Annotated in this window: 12 protein-coding genes; 11 read left to right on the top strand and 1 reads right to left on the bottom strand. The window is 38.8% G+C overall.

Features of this window, described 5'->3' with window-relative positions; genetic code table 11:
• Positions 1-712 precede the first annotated feature (712 nt).
• The gene (locus LIZ98_RS07510) at positions 713-1,018 is read left to right on the top strand and encodes a YhdT family protein (RefSeq protein ID WP_227139323.1); all 306 of its coding nucleotides are present in this window, start codon (positions 713-715) and stop codon (positions 1,016-1,018) included.
• Positions 1,018-2,460: a sodium/pantothenate symporter gene (gene panF, locus LIZ98_RS07505; RefSeq protein WP_227139322.1), complete on the top strand. Its 1,443-nt coding sequence runs from the start codon at positions 1,018-1,020 to the stop codon at positions 2,458-2,460. The genes LIZ98_RS07510 and panF overlap by 1 nt, the downstream gene beginning before the upstream one ends.
• Before the next feature lie 136 nt (positions 2,461-2,596).
• Here panF and murB read toward each other — a convergent pair whose 3' ends face one another.
• A complete protein-coding gene (murB, locus tag LIZ98_RS07500; protein ID WP_227139321.1) occupies positions 2,597-3,517 on the bottom strand; it encodes a UDP-N-acetylmuramate dehydrogenase in 921 nt (306 codons plus the stop codon).
• A gap of 392 nt (positions 3,518-3,909) precedes the next feature.
• On the opposite strand from murB, the gene LIZ98_RS07495 reads away from it, so the two are divergent.
• The 9 genes from LIZ98_RS07495 to araA all read left to right on the top strand — a co-directional run bounded on the left by LIZ98_RS07495 (position 3,910) and on the right by araA (position 16,485).
• Positions 3,910-4,503 carry a DUF4352 domain-containing protein gene (locus LIZ98_RS07495; protein ID WP_227139320.1) on the top strand — a complete coding sequence of 198 codons (594 nt, stop codon included), beginning with the start codon at positions 3,910-3,912 and terminating at the stop codon, positions 4,501-4,503.
• Positions 4,504-4,643: 140 nt separating this feature from the next.
• Positions 4,644-5,240: a helix-turn-helix domain-containing protein gene (locus LIZ98_RS07490; RefSeq protein WP_227139319.1), complete on the top strand. Its 597-nt coding sequence runs from the start codon at positions 4,644-4,646 to the stop codon at positions 5,238-5,240.
• A 22-nt stretch (positions 5,241-5,262) separates the two neighbouring features.
• The gene (locus tag LIZ98_RS07485; RefSeq protein WP_227139318.1) at positions 5,263-6,783 is read left to right on the top strand and encodes a class I SAM-dependent DNA methyltransferase; all 1,521 of its coding nucleotides are present in this window, start codon (positions 5,263-5,265) and stop codon (positions 6,781-6,783) included.
• Entirely contained in the window at positions 6,773-8,038 is a 1,266-nt protein-coding gene (locus LIZ98_RS07480; RefSeq protein WP_227139317.1) for a restriction endonuclease subunit S, read from the top strand. The genes LIZ98_RS07485 and LIZ98_RS07480 overlap by 11 nt, the downstream gene beginning before the upstream one ends.
• A 19-nt stretch (positions 8,039-8,057) precedes the next feature.
• Positions 8,058-11,312 (top strand): type I restriction endonuclease subunit R, encoded by a 3,255-nt coding sequence (locus LIZ98_RS07475; protein ID WP_227139316.1) that lies wholly within the window; start codon positions 8,058-8,060, stop codon positions 11,310-11,312.
• 109 nt (positions 11,313-11,421) lie between these two features.
• Positions 11,422-11,625, top strand: coding sequence for a hypothetical protein (locus LIZ98_RS07470; protein WP_227203008.1), 204 nt, complete (start codon positions 11,422-11,424; stop codon positions 11,623-11,625).
• Between the two features lie 719 nt (positions 11,626-12,344).
• Positions 12,345-14,018 carry a ribulokinase gene (locus LIZ98_RS07465; RefSeq protein WP_108897440.1) on the top strand — a complete coding sequence of 558 codons (1,674 nt, stop codon included), beginning with the start codon at positions 12,345-12,347 and terminating at the stop codon, positions 14,016-14,018.
• 7 nt (positions 14,019-14,025) lie between these two features.
• Complete coding sequence (locus tag LIZ98_RS07460; RefSeq protein WP_304502978.1) at positions 14,026-14,724, top strand: L-ribulose-5-phosphate 4-epimerase; 699 nt, start codon at positions 14,026-14,028, stop codon at positions 14,722-14,724.
• Between the two features lie 336 nt (positions 14,725-15,060).
• Positions 15,061-16,485, top strand: a complete 1,425-nt coding sequence (gene araA, locus LIZ98_RS07455) for an L-arabinose isomerase (protein WP_227139314.1) — start codon at positions 15,061-15,063, stop codon at positions 16,483-16,485.
• Positions 16,486-16,775 lie beyond the last annotated feature (290 nt).

Raw genomic sequence — 16,775 nt, 5'->3', positions numbered from 1 at the left:
GGCTATATGGGACAAAATTAGTTGAAAAATAAGCCAAACTGTCCCATAGGCTTGTTCGATTTGCATTCTATGGGACAAAACCTTCAAAAGTTGGAACAGAACTGTCTCATAGAACGGCTGTATGAGACAAAATTAGTTGGAAAATAGTCTAAACTGTCCCATAGGATTGTCCAAATAGCTGTCTATGGGACAAAACCATCAAAAAATGGAACAGAACTGTCTCATAGCCCGGCTGTATGGGACAAAATTAGTTGGAAAATAAGCCAAACTGTCCCATAGGCTTGCCCGATTTGTGTTCCATGGGACAAAATCATCAAAAAATGGAACAAAAATGTCTCATAGCCCGGCTATATGGGACAAATTTGGTTGAAAGGTAAGCCAAACTGTCCCATAGAAACGAACAATCAGCTATCTATAGGACAAAACCCATCTGAAAATTAATGAAAATGTCCCATAGAAAAGCCAATATGAGAGAAAAATTAGGGGAAAGTGTCCCATATCTCTAGCGGATAAAGCAGCAACAAAAAATAAGGTGAACCGTCCTCCCAAAACGAGACCCTAGAAGCACCATCTCACAAGAACAAAACCAGCTTCAAAAAAATATCGCCAAATACGTCGGGCAACAAGGTTGATAAACTTGTTGCCCGATGTTTATGATAGAGGTAAACTATAGCGTGAACGGCAAATTGAATTAATTTGGAAGGTGCATTGCATGGAAGATAAAATGTTTTCAAAAGATCCACGTTTTAAAGTAGCGAAAAGAGAGGCATGGATAGGTGTGGGGCTCGTAGTTATTAATTTTCTTTGGTGGTTTGGTTTCGCTTATGGTCTTTCGAAAGGTTCACCAACCGAATATACATACATACTTGGATTCCCGGCCTGGTTTTTCTACAGTTGCATTGGCGGCTTAATCATAATGTCCATTCTTATTACATTTGTCGTAAAAGTACTTTTTAAAGAAGTCCCCTTTGATGAAGAGGAACAATCAGCTGAGGAAGCAAATAAAGGGGGATTATGATGAGTTTGGGGATTTTATTACCGCTATTATTTTTTCTTCTTATCATATTCTTTGTTGGAATGTGGACGAATAAATATGTCAGTCAATCTGATTCGTTTCTCCACGAATATTTTCTCGGCAGCCGTAATATGGGCGGATTTATTCTAGCCATGACGATGATGGCAACTTACGGAAGTGCCAGCAGCTTTATCGGCGGTCCGGGCGTAGCATATTCCACCGGCCTCGGTTGGGTTCTTTTATCGATGGCCCAACTTCCTGCAGGCTATTTTGTTCTGATGATTCTTGGAAAAAAATTTGCCATCGTTGCCAGGCGATATCATTCAGTAACTTTAATTGATTTTTTAAAAAGTCGTTATCAAAGTGAACTTGTCGGACTATTGGCTGCACTTAGCATTATTATTTTCCTGTTTTCATCTATGGCAGCACAATGGGTCGGTGGTGCAAGATTGATAGAATCACTGCTCGATATACCGTACTGGTTAGCATTATTGATTTTTGCCCTTTCCGTCATGATTTATGTTGTTGTCGGGGGATTCCGTGCGGTTGCCTTAACAGACACGATTTTAGGTGCGGTGATGTTTTTTGGAACATTGATTTTACTGGTGGCGACGATTATTGCAGGTGGTGGGGTAACGAATATTATGGAAAAACTCGTTGTCATTGATCCGGACCTGATTAGTCCGTTTGGCGCGAATGGGGAGTTAAGTCCGTTATATGTGTCTTCTTATTGGATATTGGTTGGTGTCGGGGTCGTTGGCTTGCCGCAAATTGCTGTCCGGGCAATGTCGTATAAAAATGCAAAAGCGATGCATCAAGCCATCATCATCAGTACTGTTTTTGTCGGTATGATTATGCTCGGAATGCATTTAATTGGAGTGTTTGCACGTGCCATTAATCCGAATATTGCTGTAGGTGATACGGTGATGCCTACAATTGCGATGGAAGTTTTACCGCCCGTATTAGCCGGTGTTGTTCTTGCCGCACCAATGGCAGCGATTATCTCAACGGTGAATGCGCTCCTAATTATGGTCAGCTCTGCAGTTGTTAAAGATATATACTTAAGCTACATCAACCGGGATGCGCAAGAACGGACAATTCGGAAAATCAGCTATACCGTAACGGCTGTGCTGGGAGTTATCGTTTTCTTTATGGCATTATCACCACCGGACTTTCTTATTTGGCTGAACTTATTTTCCTTTGGGGGATTGGAGGCAGCGTTTATTTGGCCGGTGATTTTAGGGCTATATTGGAAAAAAGGCAATCGCTACGGTGCCATTTGGTCCATGATTGTCGGCGTTAGTTCTTATATTTTATTTCATACGTATTACCCGAACGCATTCGGTATGCATACAGTTGTCATGCCGGTCGTACTGTCACTAATCACCTTTGTTGTTGCCAGTATTTTTACAGATAAAAAAATTGTGTACAAGCCATTAAAGTAGGTTGATTAGACACAGCAGATAAAAAAGTTCACCAAACGAAAAACCCGAGAATGTTAATGTTTTACATTCACGGGTTTTCCGGTTTTGGCATCGAAGGACAGGACCTTTGAAGGTTCACTATTAGTACTCAAAAAGTTTATTCCTTTAAATCTTCCCCAATAATACGCACTTCTCGTTCCAAAGAAACGCCGAATTTTTCCTTCACGGTTTTTTGAACATGTTCGATTAACGAAATATACTCAGTTGCCGTTGCATTATTAATATTAACAATAAAACCGGCATGTTTTTTCGATACTTCTGCACCGCCAATTCGCGTTCCTTGTAAACCACTGTCTTGGATTAACTTTCCGGCAAAATACCCCGGCGGCCGTTTAAAGACACTGCCACAAGATGGATACTCGAGCGGCTGCTTCGACTCACGCTTAAATGTTAAATCATCCATAACGGCTTTAATTTCTTCATAATTTCCTTCTTTTAATTGAAAAGTCGCCTCTAAAACAAAATCACCATTTTCAGCAATATTACTGTGACGATAGCTGAGATCCAAGTCCTTGGCGTCCCGTTTAACTATCTCACCATGTTTATCCACAACAAGACAACTTTCGAGAACGTCTTTCATTTCCCCGCCATATGCACCGGCATTCATAAACACCGCACCGCCAACCGTTCCGGGGATCCCACAGGCAAATTCCAAACCGGTTAAGTGTGCTTCCAAAGCTTTTCTTGAAGTATCAATGATTGAAGCGCCACTTTGAGCGATGATCTTTGTACCTGTTGCCGTAATTTTATTTAAGTTTGCCAAAGAAAGAACAACACCACGGATCCCACCGTCGCGAACAATTAAATTTGAGCCATTCCCGATCAAAGTTAACGGGATATTTTCACCATGGCATAGCCTAACAACCTTTTGTACTTGTTCATATTGATCCGGGGTTACAAAAAAATCTGCCTTGCCACCTAATTTTGTATACGTATGTTTTCGCAAATATTCGTCACAAGCAATATGTTTTTCATCAAGGATATTTAATAAACGATTGTAAATTCCAGTCTTCATCATCGAGTCATTCCTTTTTTTGGGTAAGTAAAAAAATAAAAATGGAGCGCTAAAAATTATCGTCACTCTTATTTATATTACGTGGAAAAAGATGAATTCGCAATAGGGCATAAATATTAGTAACTGACAAAAGAAAATATATCATTTTCCCGGGTATGTTAAGTAAAAAACCGACTTATCTACAACTGGTATCACTTTCCGGCTGGACCATCCCTTTTAAAAATGAACATAAGATAAAATTTGCTTATTTTATTTCCAATAATATTCGAGGGATTAATTTATGCAACTATAGAGCGTCCTTAATAAATGAAAAAATATTGACTGAGACAATAAAATTGTGTAAAGTAAATATTGTCTAGGACAATAAATTAAAAAGTGAATTAGGAGGAGAACTTATGAAAAAAATAGGAAAATTCATTTTGTGGGTAGTTGGTATATTCATTATACTTGGTGTCATTGGGGCTTTGATGGGTGATGATGGAGACTCTACGAAAGGCAATAATTCAACTACCGCCTCATCAAAAGTAGATTCTGAGGTGAAAAATACTGATCAGAAAGAGGAAAAGAAAGTCCATGCGATTGGTGAAAAAGTTGAAGTTGGTAAACTTGCTTACACCGTTTCAAACGTTGAAACAACGAATGAATTAAAATCTGATAATGAATATCTTGAACCTGCAACAACGGACGGACAGTTTGTTGTCATTGATATTGAAGCATTTAATAACGATAAAGAAACAAGAATGGTCGATAGCAGCATGTTTAAAATCAAAGACAATCAAGGAAGAGAATTCGAGCCGACAACGGATACGGACGTCATGATGGCATTGGGAGATTTTGCCGACTTTTTCTTACAAGATATCAATCCGGGAATCTCAAAAACTGGAAAACTTGTATTTGAACTGCCAAGTGATGCAACCAGTTTCTCTTTAGAAGTTTCCAGTGGCTTTGGTTTTGCTGGCGGTGATTATGAAACGATTCAACTTAAATAAAGATACAATGAGGGGCATAATCGCCCCTAGCCATTTCCTCTTAATTACCCAAAATATTCATCCCCCCACATTGTAAAGCCTATTTAAAGCTTGTATAATAAAGACATATTGACTAGGACAATAGTTTGTGGGGTGAAAGATTGAATGGCCTCGAATATATTCTCAGCTTATATCAAGTCCAACATATTGAATTAGCGGAAAAGTTAGGAATCAAAAAACAAAACATCAATTTATGGATTAAAGGAAAGCAAAACATTCCCAAAAAATATTTACCGGTACTAGAAGGGTTATTCGGCATCAATCGAAGCTATTTTACAAAAGAATTAACGGATATTGATAAACTAGAAATCCAAAAAGAAAAGTTAAAACAAGACTTAAAGCCAATTGTTGAACGACAAAAAGAAGAGTTTCGCGTTGATGAAGAGTCCGATTACTTAGTGAAAGTACCTGTTTATGATAAAGAAGAGCTAAACACGATCGAGCGTGCCATTGAAAAAGCGAAACTAGTAGAACGATTTAAGCAGGTCATTGATATTATTGATGAAAATCCGTATATGGATACGTACGCTTTAATTGTTGAACTACTGGAGAAAGCACAACATGAAGCGATTTTCCATAAAACGATTGAAGCTTTAGCCCATTATTTAGAAGTGTTACCGGAGTGGATTAATAGTGATCCGGAGCAAGAAGAATTTGAACGTGAGATTTTTGAAGTTTTTGATGACTACAATCATTGAATGTTGGAGGGAACGGACAAATATGGCAACAACCGCAAACGTAGGATTTGAAGAGACATTATGGAAAGCAGCAGACAAATTACGTGGCAGCATGGATTCCGCTGAATATAAGCATGTGGTTTTAGGTCTGCTTTTCTTAAAATACATATCCGATAAATTTGAAACAAAGTATCAAGAACTGGTAGATGAAGGAGCGGGCTTTGAAGAGGATCGCGACGAGTATGAAGCAGAAAATATTTTCTGGGTCCCGAAAGAAGCACGTTGGGATTTCATTAAAGACCGTGCGAAAGATGTGAAAATCGGGCAATTCATTGATGATGCGATGATTTTAATTGAAAAAGAAAATCCGACCTTAAAAGGGGTGCTTGATAAACGGTACGCCCGCCCGGAACTTGATAAACGCCGGTTAGGTGAGCTCATTGACCTGATTTCTACGATTAAATTACATGATCAAAATGAACAAGATTTACTCGGTCGAGTATACGAATATTTTTTAGGCAAATTTGCCAGCGCAGAAGGAAAAGGCGGCGGGGAATTCTATACACCGACAAGTGTGGTTAAAACATTGGTTGAAATGATCGAACCGTATGAAGGTCGCATCTATGACCCGGCTTGTGGAAGTGGCGGGATGTTTGTCCAAAGTCAAAAATTTGTGGAAGAACATCGCGGGAAAATCAATAATTTGTCCATATATGGTCAAGAACTGAATTCAACGACTTGGAAACTGTGCCGGATGAATTTAGCCATTCGCGGATTAGAAGCGGATCTTGGAGAAAGCCATGCGGATACATTCCATAATGACTTACACCGGACGTTGAAAGCCGATTACATTTTAGCCAATCCACCGTTTAATGTGAGTGACTGGGGTGGCGATAAATTAACCGATGATGTTCGTTGGGCTTTTGGTATCCCACCGGAAGGCAATGCGAACTTTGCTTGGCTCGAGCATATGATTTATCACTTAGCCCCAAATGGCGTGGCAGGAACGGTCCTTGCCAACGGGTCCTTAAGTTCGAACACTTCTAATGAAGGAGAAATTCGAAAAAATATTATCAATGCAGATTTGGTGGATTGTATTGTCGCCATGCCGGATCGGTTATTTTATTCGACAGGGATTCCGGTTTCTCTCTGGATTCTCAACCGAAATAAAAAAGAACATGGAAAATATCGCAATCGGGCAAAAGAAATCTTGTTCATTGACGCACGAAATCTTGGCGAAATGGTCGACCGCCGCCACCGGGAATTAAGCGACAAAGATATTGCCAAAATTGCGGAGACTTACCATAACTGGCGCAATCGTGACGGAAAATATGAAGATATCCAAGGTTTCTGTAAAGCCGCTAGCATTGATGAAGTCCGCGAAAATGACTATGTCCTCACACCGGGCCGCTATGTCGGCATTGAAGAGGCGGAAGACGATGGCATCCCGTTTGAAGAAAAAATGGAACAATTGACAAGTGAACTAGGTGTACTATTTAAAGAATCCCGCCGATTAGAAGAAGAAATCCGGAAGAACCTAGGGGGGATTGGGTTTGAGTTCTAATAATTGGAATGAATATTTAATTGAAGACATTTCAGAAGTTGTTTTTAGTGGTGGAACGCCTTCTACCCAGAAAGAAGAATATTGGGGTGGAGAATATAATTGGTTATCTTCAGGTGAAACGAGAAATACTTTTATCACAAATACAGAAAAAACTATTACAGAGGCGGGAGTAAAAAATTCTTCTACAAAACTTGCAAAAAAGAATGATATTGTAATTGCATCTGCAGGACAAGGAAATACTCGTGGGCAAGTTTCTTTATGTAAGATTGATACCTTCATTAATCAATCTATAATTGCTATAAGAACTAATAATAAGTTAGTTAATCCGGTATATGTATTTTACAACTTAAAGAGTAGATATAAAGAATTACGGCAAATATCAGATGGTCACAGTATTAGAGGTAGTCTAACAACTAAGATAATAAATAAAATGAAAATTAACCTACCTCCTATAAAAGACCAAAATAATATAGCAAACATTCTTTCCTCCTTCGATGAAAAAATCGAAATTAATAACCAAATCAGCAAAAAACTTGAGGAAATGGCTCAAGCAATTTTTAAACAATGGTTTGTCGATTTTGAATTTCCAAATGAAAATGGTGAACCGTATAAATCCAGTGGCGGGGAAATGGTTGAAAGTGAACTGGGGATGATACCTAAGGGGTGGAAAGTTACGACCTTAGATAATATTGTAAATATTTCAACTAAGAGTATTAATCCTCAAAATTATGCTGAAAGAGTATTTGAGCACTATAGTATACCAGCATTAGATAATAATAAAACACCTGAAATACAAATGGGTAAGGAAATAAAAAGCAACAAATATCTAATTGATGATAATGTCATTTTAATTTCAAAACTTAATCCTAATACCAAGAGGATTTGGAAACCTATACCCCAATATAAATTTGCAATATGTTCAACAGAATTTATAGTTTATGTCCCAAAAGAAAACAATATTTTTTACTATGTATATGAATTTATCAATTCTGATTACTTTAGCGAAATGTTAGTATCTCATGCTACCGGTTCAACTGGAAGTAGACAGAGAGTAAAACCGAAAGATACTTTAAATTTTAAAATATATTTACCACCTGTTGAATTAATGGTTAAATTTTCAAAAGCTGTAAAACCAATGCATGATAGTATCTCATTAAAAAATTTAGAAATTCAAAAACTGGTATTGACTAGAGACACCCTCCTCCCAAAACTCATGTCCGGTGAGATTCGTGTGCCTGTTGAGGAGGAAAAATAATGGAAAGGGGGATTCCCCGTTGACACATTTTGAAAATTTTACCGAAGATTCGCTAGAGAAAGCAGTTATCGAAACTTTACAGGAAATGGACTATGAATATGCCTTTGGTCCGGATCTTAGTGTGGATGGGCCAAGACCTGAGCGGAACGATTTTCGGGAAGTAGTCCTTGATGGGAGACTTCGAGATGCCCTTTTTAAATTAAATCGTGATTTGCCAGCTGATGCGATTGAAGATGTATATCGGCGGGTCATTACTTTTAATAGCCCTTCTCTTATCGAAAACAACCGGCATTTCCATAAACTTTTAACAGAAGGCGTAGATGTGTCTTTTCATAAGAATGGTGGGATCAAAACCGAAAAAGCGATCATTATTGACTTTGAACATCCGGAACGTAATGACTTTCTCGTAGTTAATCAATTTACCATTATCGAAAATGAAAATCGCCGGCCGGATGTCCTCATCTTTGTTAACGGTTTGCCGCTTGTCGTTATTGAACTGAAATCAACCACTGATGAAAATGTTGGGATTGAACAAGCCTACAATCAAATCCAAACGTACAAGCAAGATATCCCGTCGCTTTTCTATTATAATGCGTTTTGTATTTTATCTGATGGGATTAATGCGAAAACTGGAACGATTACATCGAACGAAGAACGGTTTATGAATTGGCGGAGTGTTGACGGGGTTAATGTGGCATCTCTAGATGTTCCGCAATATGAGGTTATGATTCACGGAATGTTAGAAAAAAGCCGATTCCTTGATATTATCCAAAACTTTATCCTTTTCCAAGAATCAAAAGAAACCGAGTACGATGCAGCTGGAAATAAAATAGGTGACAAGAAAACGATTATTAAAATCATGGCTGCCTACCATCAATATTTTGCCGTCAAAAAAGCGGTTGAAAATACAAAAATTGCGACATCCACAAAAGGTGACCGGAAAATCGGGGTCGTTTGGCATACACAAGGATCTGGAAAAAGTTTTACGATGGTTTTTTATACAGCATATCTTGTTAAAGAATTAAATAATCCGACCATCGTTGTAATTACAGACCGTAATGACCTGGATGATCAACTCTATTCAACATTTGCCAAATCCGTAGATATATTAAGGCAAACACCGAAACAAGCGGATGTTCGTAGATTCACAGAAGAACAAAAGAAACAACAAGCGAAAAGTAATGCAAAAGAACTCAATGGCTTATACGATCTATTAAATGAACGGGAATCAGGCGGGATTATTTTTACCACGATTCAAAAATTCCAACCTGAAGAAGGGGAAATGCCGGTTTTAACTGATCGGCGGAATGTGATTATTATTGCCGATGAAGCCCACCGTAGCCAGTACGGATTTGAAGCAAAAACTAACAGCAAAACCGGTGATTTGAAATACGGGTATGCCAAATATTTACGGGATGCATTCCCCAATGCTTCGTTTATTGGTTTTACCGGAACACCGATTGAATTTGATGATAAATCAACACCGGCTGTTTTCGGGGACTATATTGATATTTATGATATGACAAGAGCGGTGGAAGATGAAGCAACGGTAAAAATTTATTATGAAAATCGCGTCATTAAAGTTGAAACTGATGATGAAGAATTGAAAAAAATTGACGATGAATTTGAAGAAATCACGGAAGGGCAAGAAGAAACTGTTCGGGAAAAATATAAAACGAAATGGTCCCGGCTTGAAACCGTCGTTGGTTCGCCTAATCGCATCAAGCAGCTTGCAAAGGATATCGTTGAACATTTTGAAGAAAAACAGAAGACGATTGACGGAAAAGCGATGATTGTCTGTATGAGTCGTCGGATTTGCGTTGATCTCTATGATGAAATTATTAAACTCCGGCCTAGTTGGCATAATGATGATGTGAATAAAGGGGTTATTAAAGTCGTTATGACCGGTAGTGCCGCCGATGAAGAACGTTTGCAAGAACATATTGGTGGAAAGCAACGCCGTGATACATTGGCAAAACGGATGAAAGACCCGAATGATGAATTGAAACTTGTTATTGTTCGGGATATGTGGCTAACCGGATTTGACGTGCCATCTATGCACACGATGTATATTGATAAACCGATGAAAGGTCACACATTAATGCAAGCCATTGCCCGCGTGAATCGGGTATTTAAAGACAAACCGGGTGGCGTTGTGGTTGACTATATTGGAATTTTAGAAAGTCTGAAAAAAGCATTGAAACAGTATACCGACAGTGATAAAGAAAATACCGGGATCGATACGAGTGCAGCGGTTCAGGTCATGCAAGAAAAACTGGAAATATTACGTGCAATGTTTCATGGCTTTGATTACTCTGATTTTATGGGGAACTCCCAAAAAGATCGAATGCGGGCAATTACGGGTGGGATGAACTTTGTCCTTGGATTACCCGAAAAGGAACAGAAAGAATTTAAACAATTTGCTTTAGAAGCAGCGAAAGCCCATGCCCTCTGTGCCGCAACCGAAGAAGGAAAAGCAGCGGCCCTTGAAGTCAGTTATTTTAAAGCAGTAAAAGCAAGTTTAGCCAAACTGGGTGAGAGAAAAGTCCAGAAAAATTCCAAAAAAGAAATCGAAACAAGAGTGAATCAAATGCTGCAACGGTCAATTTTATCAGAAGATGTTATTGATGTATTCGATGCGTTAGGACTAGAACGACCGGAAAATGTTTCCTTATTATCTGAAGAATTTTTACAAGAAGTTCGCGGGCTAAAATATAAAAACTTAGCCGTTGAAATGTTGAAAAAGCTTCTTGAAGGTAATTTAAAAGTGATGGAAAAACGGAATCTTGTTAAGTCCGAAAAGTTTTCCGAGAAATTGAAAAAGGCGATTAATAAGTATCGCAATCAAGCCATCACCAATGCTGAAGTCATTGAAGAATTAATTAAAATGGCAAAAGAATTTAAGAAGGCTCGGGAAGAAGAAAAAGATTTAGGCTTAAATGAAGACGAAATTGCTTTCTATGATGCCTTAACAGCAGACAATATTGTCAAACAATTTATGGATGATGAAACATTAAAGAAAATAGCTCAAGAACTGACGAATGCCATTAAACAAAACATCACGATTGACTGGAGCGTCCGAAAAAGCGCACAAGCCGGGATGAGAAGAATTATTAAAAGATTATTGAAAAAGTACGACTACCCGCCAAAACAAGCAAAAACGGCCCTCGAAATCGTCATGAAGCAAGCCGAATTAATGGCCGGACATACCGATCCAAGGGAAATTGATTTGGAATTGGGGAATGTGGCCGAAACATCACCAGATTATAAATAGTAAATAGAAAAAGAATCCATTCGAATGTTAGCAGAAGAAAATTTTTTCCGGAAATTCTTCTGCTTTTTTTTTATGCATGGTAAAAGCAGTAGGGGTTGGTGGGAAAACGTTGATAAAAGGTGCCGATGCAGGAATCCCAGCCCTTGCCAAAACACCGGGAGTGCTCAAGAAAATTCGAAATGTCCTAGACCCAAAGAAATTTCAGCAAGCCTTTCGCTCCGTATATGATCAGGTAGTAAATGCGCCAATTGCCCTGACCAAGGCTTGGTTTGATACAATAAAGAAGGAGATTGGAGAAATCCGACTTCCGTAATTAATGCAGGAAGTTTATGCATGAACCGGTGTAGCTGTCTACAAGCCAGGGGAAGTTATGGACAGGGAATGGCAAAAAACTAACGAGAATGACAAGATTTACGGCGATAATGTATGGCGAAATTAAAAAAATTCATACTTTACAACATCAGTATAAAATTTAGGGCTGTAATTTCCTTTGAGACGGTCGTATCATGCACAATACTATTTGTTTTAAAAATGTTCATTTAGAAAAGTTGGATAATTTTCACTGCCTCTTTAAGCAAATTAAAATCATTCCTATTAAATCGTTTTTTCTTAGAAATTGTAAGTCATTTTGAACATACAATTTTTTGAAAGGACGATTTTTTTACGTTTAAACAATGAAGTTAAGGACCACTAGTGCCAATTGTATATACATAAAAACCTTTCGACTTCCAGCTACATACATCTATAATCAACTGATTTAAGTATGTACTTACAAATTTAGAATATAAACAAAAGAAAATAAAAATTGTTCGTATAAAAAACGATTAGATTTTTAATGTGAATAAAAGCAAGTTTATTTTTGTTAAAAATCATTATTTGTGTTGAAATATCTAATAGATTCCTATAATAAGCGAAACCAACATGTAAGTATTAATTCATTATAAATAACGATACTCTATTGACTTATACGTACATCTATACTACAATAAAACCAGTTAGTTGTAAGCGTTTAAAAATATAGGAGGTGCGCTTATGCCCAAATATACCATTGGTGTTGATTTTGGTTCATTATCAGCCAGGGCCGTATTAGTAGATGTATCAAATGGCAATGTCATATCTTCTGCTGTGAAGGATTATCCGGATGGCGTGATTGATGACTTTTTACCAAATACGAATATTGAATTAGGAATTGACTGGGCCCTGCAAAATGCAAATGATTATATCGAATGTTTTATTGATACTGTAAAAAGAACCGTTGCGGACAGTGGTGTAGATGTAAATGACATCATTGGTGTTTCAATCGATTTTACTTCTTGCACCGTACTTCCGGTAAAAAATGACGGAACACCGTTAATGAACTTGCCCGAGTTCAAAAATAACCCGCATGCCTGGGTAAAATTATGGAAACATCATGCTGCACAATCTCATGCGGACAAGTTAAATGAAATTGCCCGCCGTCGTAATGAACCATGGTTGAAATACTATGGCGGTAAAATTTCTTCCGAATGGGTATTTCCGAAATTGATGCAAATTGTAGACGAAGCACCGGAAATTTATGATGCAATGGATACATTTATGGAAGCAACAGACTGGGTCACTTGGCAATTAACCGGTAACAAAGTGAAAAATTCCACAACTGCAGGATATAAAGCGATGTGGGATGCTGAAACGGGATTCCCAAGTAAAGACTTCTTTAAAGAACTTCATCCAAAAATGGAAAATGTTATTGAGGAAAAAATTGGCACAGAGTTCCATCCAACCGGATCAAAAGCGGGTGAACTTACCGCGGAAATGGCGGCAAAAGTCGGATTAAATCCGGGAATTGCGGTTGCGGTCGGAAATGTGGATGCACATGTTTCTGCTGCGCCAACAGGTGTAATTAAGCCGGGTACAATGCTTAATATTATGGGAACATCCACATGCGATATTATTTTAGGAGATAAAAAGATTCCTGTGAGAGGAATGTGCGGGGTTGTCAAAGATGGGGCCATTCCGGGATACTATGCTTATGAATCGGGCCAAAATGCAGTAGGTGATATTTTTGCATGGTTTGTTGACAATGCTGTTCCGGGCGCCTATTTTGACGAAGCGAAAGAAAGAGGCCTTAACATTCACCAATTATTAGAGGAAAAGGCGAGCCAATTAAACATCGGGGAAAGTGGTCTTCTCGCTCTTGATTGGTGGAATGGAAACCGTTCAATCCTTGTTGACACGAACTTGACCGGACTTCTTTTGGGAATGACTTTGGAAACAACACCGGAAGAAATTTATCGTGCATTAATTGAAGCGACCGCATTTGGGAAACGCAGAATCATAGAAGAATTTGAATCCAGTGGCATTGAAATTAATGGGCTCACTGTCTGCGGCGGCTTGCCACACAAAAACCAATTACTTAACCAAATTTACGCCGATATTACCGGAAAAGAAATTACAATCTCTGAGCACCTGCAAACGCCTGCCATCGGTGCAGCCATGTTTGCCGCGGTTGCAGCAGGTTCCGAAAACGGCGGCTATGATTCAATTGAAGAAGCTTCCAAAAAAATGGCAAAATTAAGAAAAGAAAAAGTGAAACCAATTCCGGAAAATGTAGAGAAATATACTGCAATTTATGAAGAATACAAGATTTTACATGATTATTTCGGCACCGGTGTAAATGATGTCATGAAACGTTTGAAAGCAATCAAAAATAATGCCTCAAAGGAATGATTTAGCAATGCTGGAAAAATTAAAGCAAGAAGTCTATGAAGCGAATATGTTATTGCCCAAATACAACTTGGTCACATTTACATGGGGCAATGTCAGCGGAATTGACAGGGATACTAATCTTATCGTCATTAAACCAAGCGGTATCCCGTATGAAGAATTGAAGCCGGAACAAATGGTTGTTGTGGATTTGAACGGAAATGTGGTCGAAGGGGACCTGAACCCGTCCAGCGATACAGCGACCCACATTATCCTATATAAGGAGTTTCCTAATATTAAAGGAATTGTCCATACGCATTCCCCGTGGGCCGTTACATTTGCTCAAGCGGGATTAGATGTTCCGGCAGCCGGGACAACCCATGCGGATACGTTCTATGGCCCTGTTCCGGTCACCCGTGCTATGAAAGAAGAGGAAGTCATCCGAGATTATGAAAAACAAACCGGGGACGTCATTGTTGAAACTTTCAAGGAGCGCCAAATTGATCCCGATCAAGTTCCGGCCGTTTTAGTCAATGACCATGGACCTTTTACGTGGGGGAAATCAGCAATAGACGCGGTTCATCATTCAGTTGTCTTGGAAGAAGTGGCGAAAATGACGTATCACACGCTACAGCTGAATCCGTATCAAATTGATATGGACCAATATCTTTTAGACAAACATTATTTACGTAAACATGGCAAAAACGCCTACTATGGTCAAAAGAAATAAGAGTGTTTATCCCGCACAAACGGTCACTAAATCTTCCTCCTAAGGCTCAAGGGAAATCATTGATGTTGAAGGAGGAAGAAAAGTACCCGATTGGTTCAACTATCATCCGTGGGAGACACCCATTGTTGGAAGTTTCACTTTATTCCACCTTAACGCCGAGTCAAGACCCCTACCTCAAAATTTTCGAGTTTACAAAGAAGGTAGCTGGGGACGGGCTGCCAGCATGCGTCTGATTAGTTCAACTAACCATCAGTGGGAAACCCCTATGGCTGGAAGTTTCACTTAATTTTTCTATAAAAATTTACACAAATATGAGAGCCTACAGGAGTGATACACGTGTTAAAAATTAGAGATTACGAGTTTTGGTTTGTTGTTGGAAGTCAGCACTTATATGGTGAAGAGGCGCTTCAAGCCGTACAAAAAGATACAGAAGAAATTATTAACGAATTAAATAAAAGCGGGAACCTGCCATACCCGGTTGTTTTTAAAACCGTCGCCACAACAGCTGACAGTATTACCCAAGTCATGAAAGAAGTCAACTACAACGATCATGTAGCCGGTGTCATTACATGGATGCATACATTCTCACCGGCGAAAAACTGGATTCGCGGCACAAAATTATTGCAAAAACCGTTACTTCATTTAGCAACACAATTTTTAAATAATATTCCATGGCAAACGATCGATATGGATTATATGAACTTGCATCAAAGCGCCCACGGTGACAGAGAATACGGCTATATGAATGCACGTTTAAATAAAAATAATAAAATTGTCGTCGGTCACTGGAAAGACCACGATGTACAAGACCAAATCCGTAAATGGATGGATGTGGCTGTAGCTTATAATGAAAGTTTCCATATTAAAGTAGCCCGGTTCGGTGATAACATGCGGAATGTAGCTGTTACGGACGGGGATAAAATTGAAGCGCAAATTCAATTTGGCTGGACGGTTGACTACTATGGGATTGGCGACTTAGTTGCCGAAATGGAAAAAGTATCGCCGGAAGAAATCGAAAAAACATACCGAGAATGTCAAGAAGCATATGACTTTGTCGTTGGCAATAATGATCCGGAATTTTTCGAGGAACATGTGAAGGAACAAATTAAAATCGAAATAGCGTTAAGAAGATTTTTAGAACGCGGAGGTTATACGGCATTTTCAACTAACTTTGAAGATTTATGGGGAATGAAACAATTACCCGGTATGGCTGTCCAACGTTTGAACGCGGAAGGTTATGGCTTTGCCGGTGAAGGAGACTGGAAAACTGCTGCTCTCGATCGCTTGCTAAAAATCATGGCACATAACGAAAAAACAGGATTCATGGAAGATTATACGTATAATTTAATAAAAGGTCGGGAAACTATTTTAGGAGCACATATGTTAGAAGTTGACCCAACACTTGCAGGTTCAAAAATCCGTGTGGAAGTTCATCCATTAGGAATTGGCGGTAAAGAAGATCCGGCCCGTCTTGTGTTTGACGGTTTGGATGGAGAAGCAGTCAATCTAACCATTTCTGATTTTGGGGATCATTTTAAATTAGTCATGTATGAAGTGGAAGGGAAAAAACCGGAAGAACCGGCTCCACATTTACCGGTGGCAAGACAAATGTGGACACCAAAATGTGGATTTGAAAAAGGCGTTCAGGAATGGATTAAAAATGGCGGCGGTCACCATACGGTCCTTTCATTCAATGTGACTGCAGAACAAATTGAAGATTTTGCGAAAATGGTAGGGTTGGAAGTAGTTAATATTAAATAAACTGTAAAAAATTTAATAATAGTAAATAGATTAAAAATGGTATAATGATGATGTACCCAAAACTCCTCCTCAAAAGTATCTACAGATTATCGAAAAGAGTTTAGGACACCCGAGTAGGAATCCTCCTCTATTCATTGAGGAGATGAAAGCTCGGTCAGATATGATGGGCAAAGGCAAATTCCGAAGAAAGTATCTCAAAGAGTTAAACACTCAATCAGTAGTGGTATTGGGCACACCTGTGAAGTACCTACAACTTTCTAGGGATTCCGAAACTCGCTATGTTTAATGGC

The sequence above is a fragment of the Caldibacillus sp. 210928-DFI.2.18 genome (assembly GCF_020554505.1).
GTDB classification, from domain to species: Bacteria; Bacillota; Bacilli; order Bacillales; family Caldibacillaceae; genus Caldifermentibacillus; species Caldifermentibacillus hisashii.
This window is presented reverse-complemented; position numbering and strand designations above follow the sequence as displayed.

Bases quoted from the DNA above. Each gene is read 5' to 3' on its own strand.
- panF (WP_227139322.1), top strand. From the start codon at position 1,018: ATGAGTTTGGGGATTTTATTACCGCTATTATTTTTTCTTCTTATCATA.
- LIZ98_RS07460 (WP_304502978.1), top strand. From the start codon at position 14,026: ATGCTGGAAAAATTAAAGCAAGAAGTCTATGAAGCGAATATGTTATTG.
- murB (WP_227139321.1), bottom strand. From the start codon at position 3,517: ATGATGAAGACTGGAATTTACAATCGTTTATTAAATATCCTTGATGAA.
- LIZ98_RS07485 (WP_227139318.1), top strand. From the start codon at position 5,263: ATGGCAACAACCGCAAACGTAGGATTTGAAGAGACATTATGGAAAGCA.
- LIZ98_RS07495 (WP_227139320.1), top strand. From the start codon at position 3,910: ATGAAAAAAATAGGAAAATTCATTTTGTGGGTAGTTGGTATATTCATT.
- LIZ98_RS07465 (WP_108897440.1), top strand. From the start codon at position 12,345: ATGCCCAAATATACCATTGGTGTTGATTTTGGTTCATTATCAGCCAGG.
- LIZ98_RS07510 (WP_227139323.1), top strand. From the start codon at position 713: ATGGAAGATAAAATGTTTTCAAAAGATCCACGTTTTAAAGTAGCGAAA.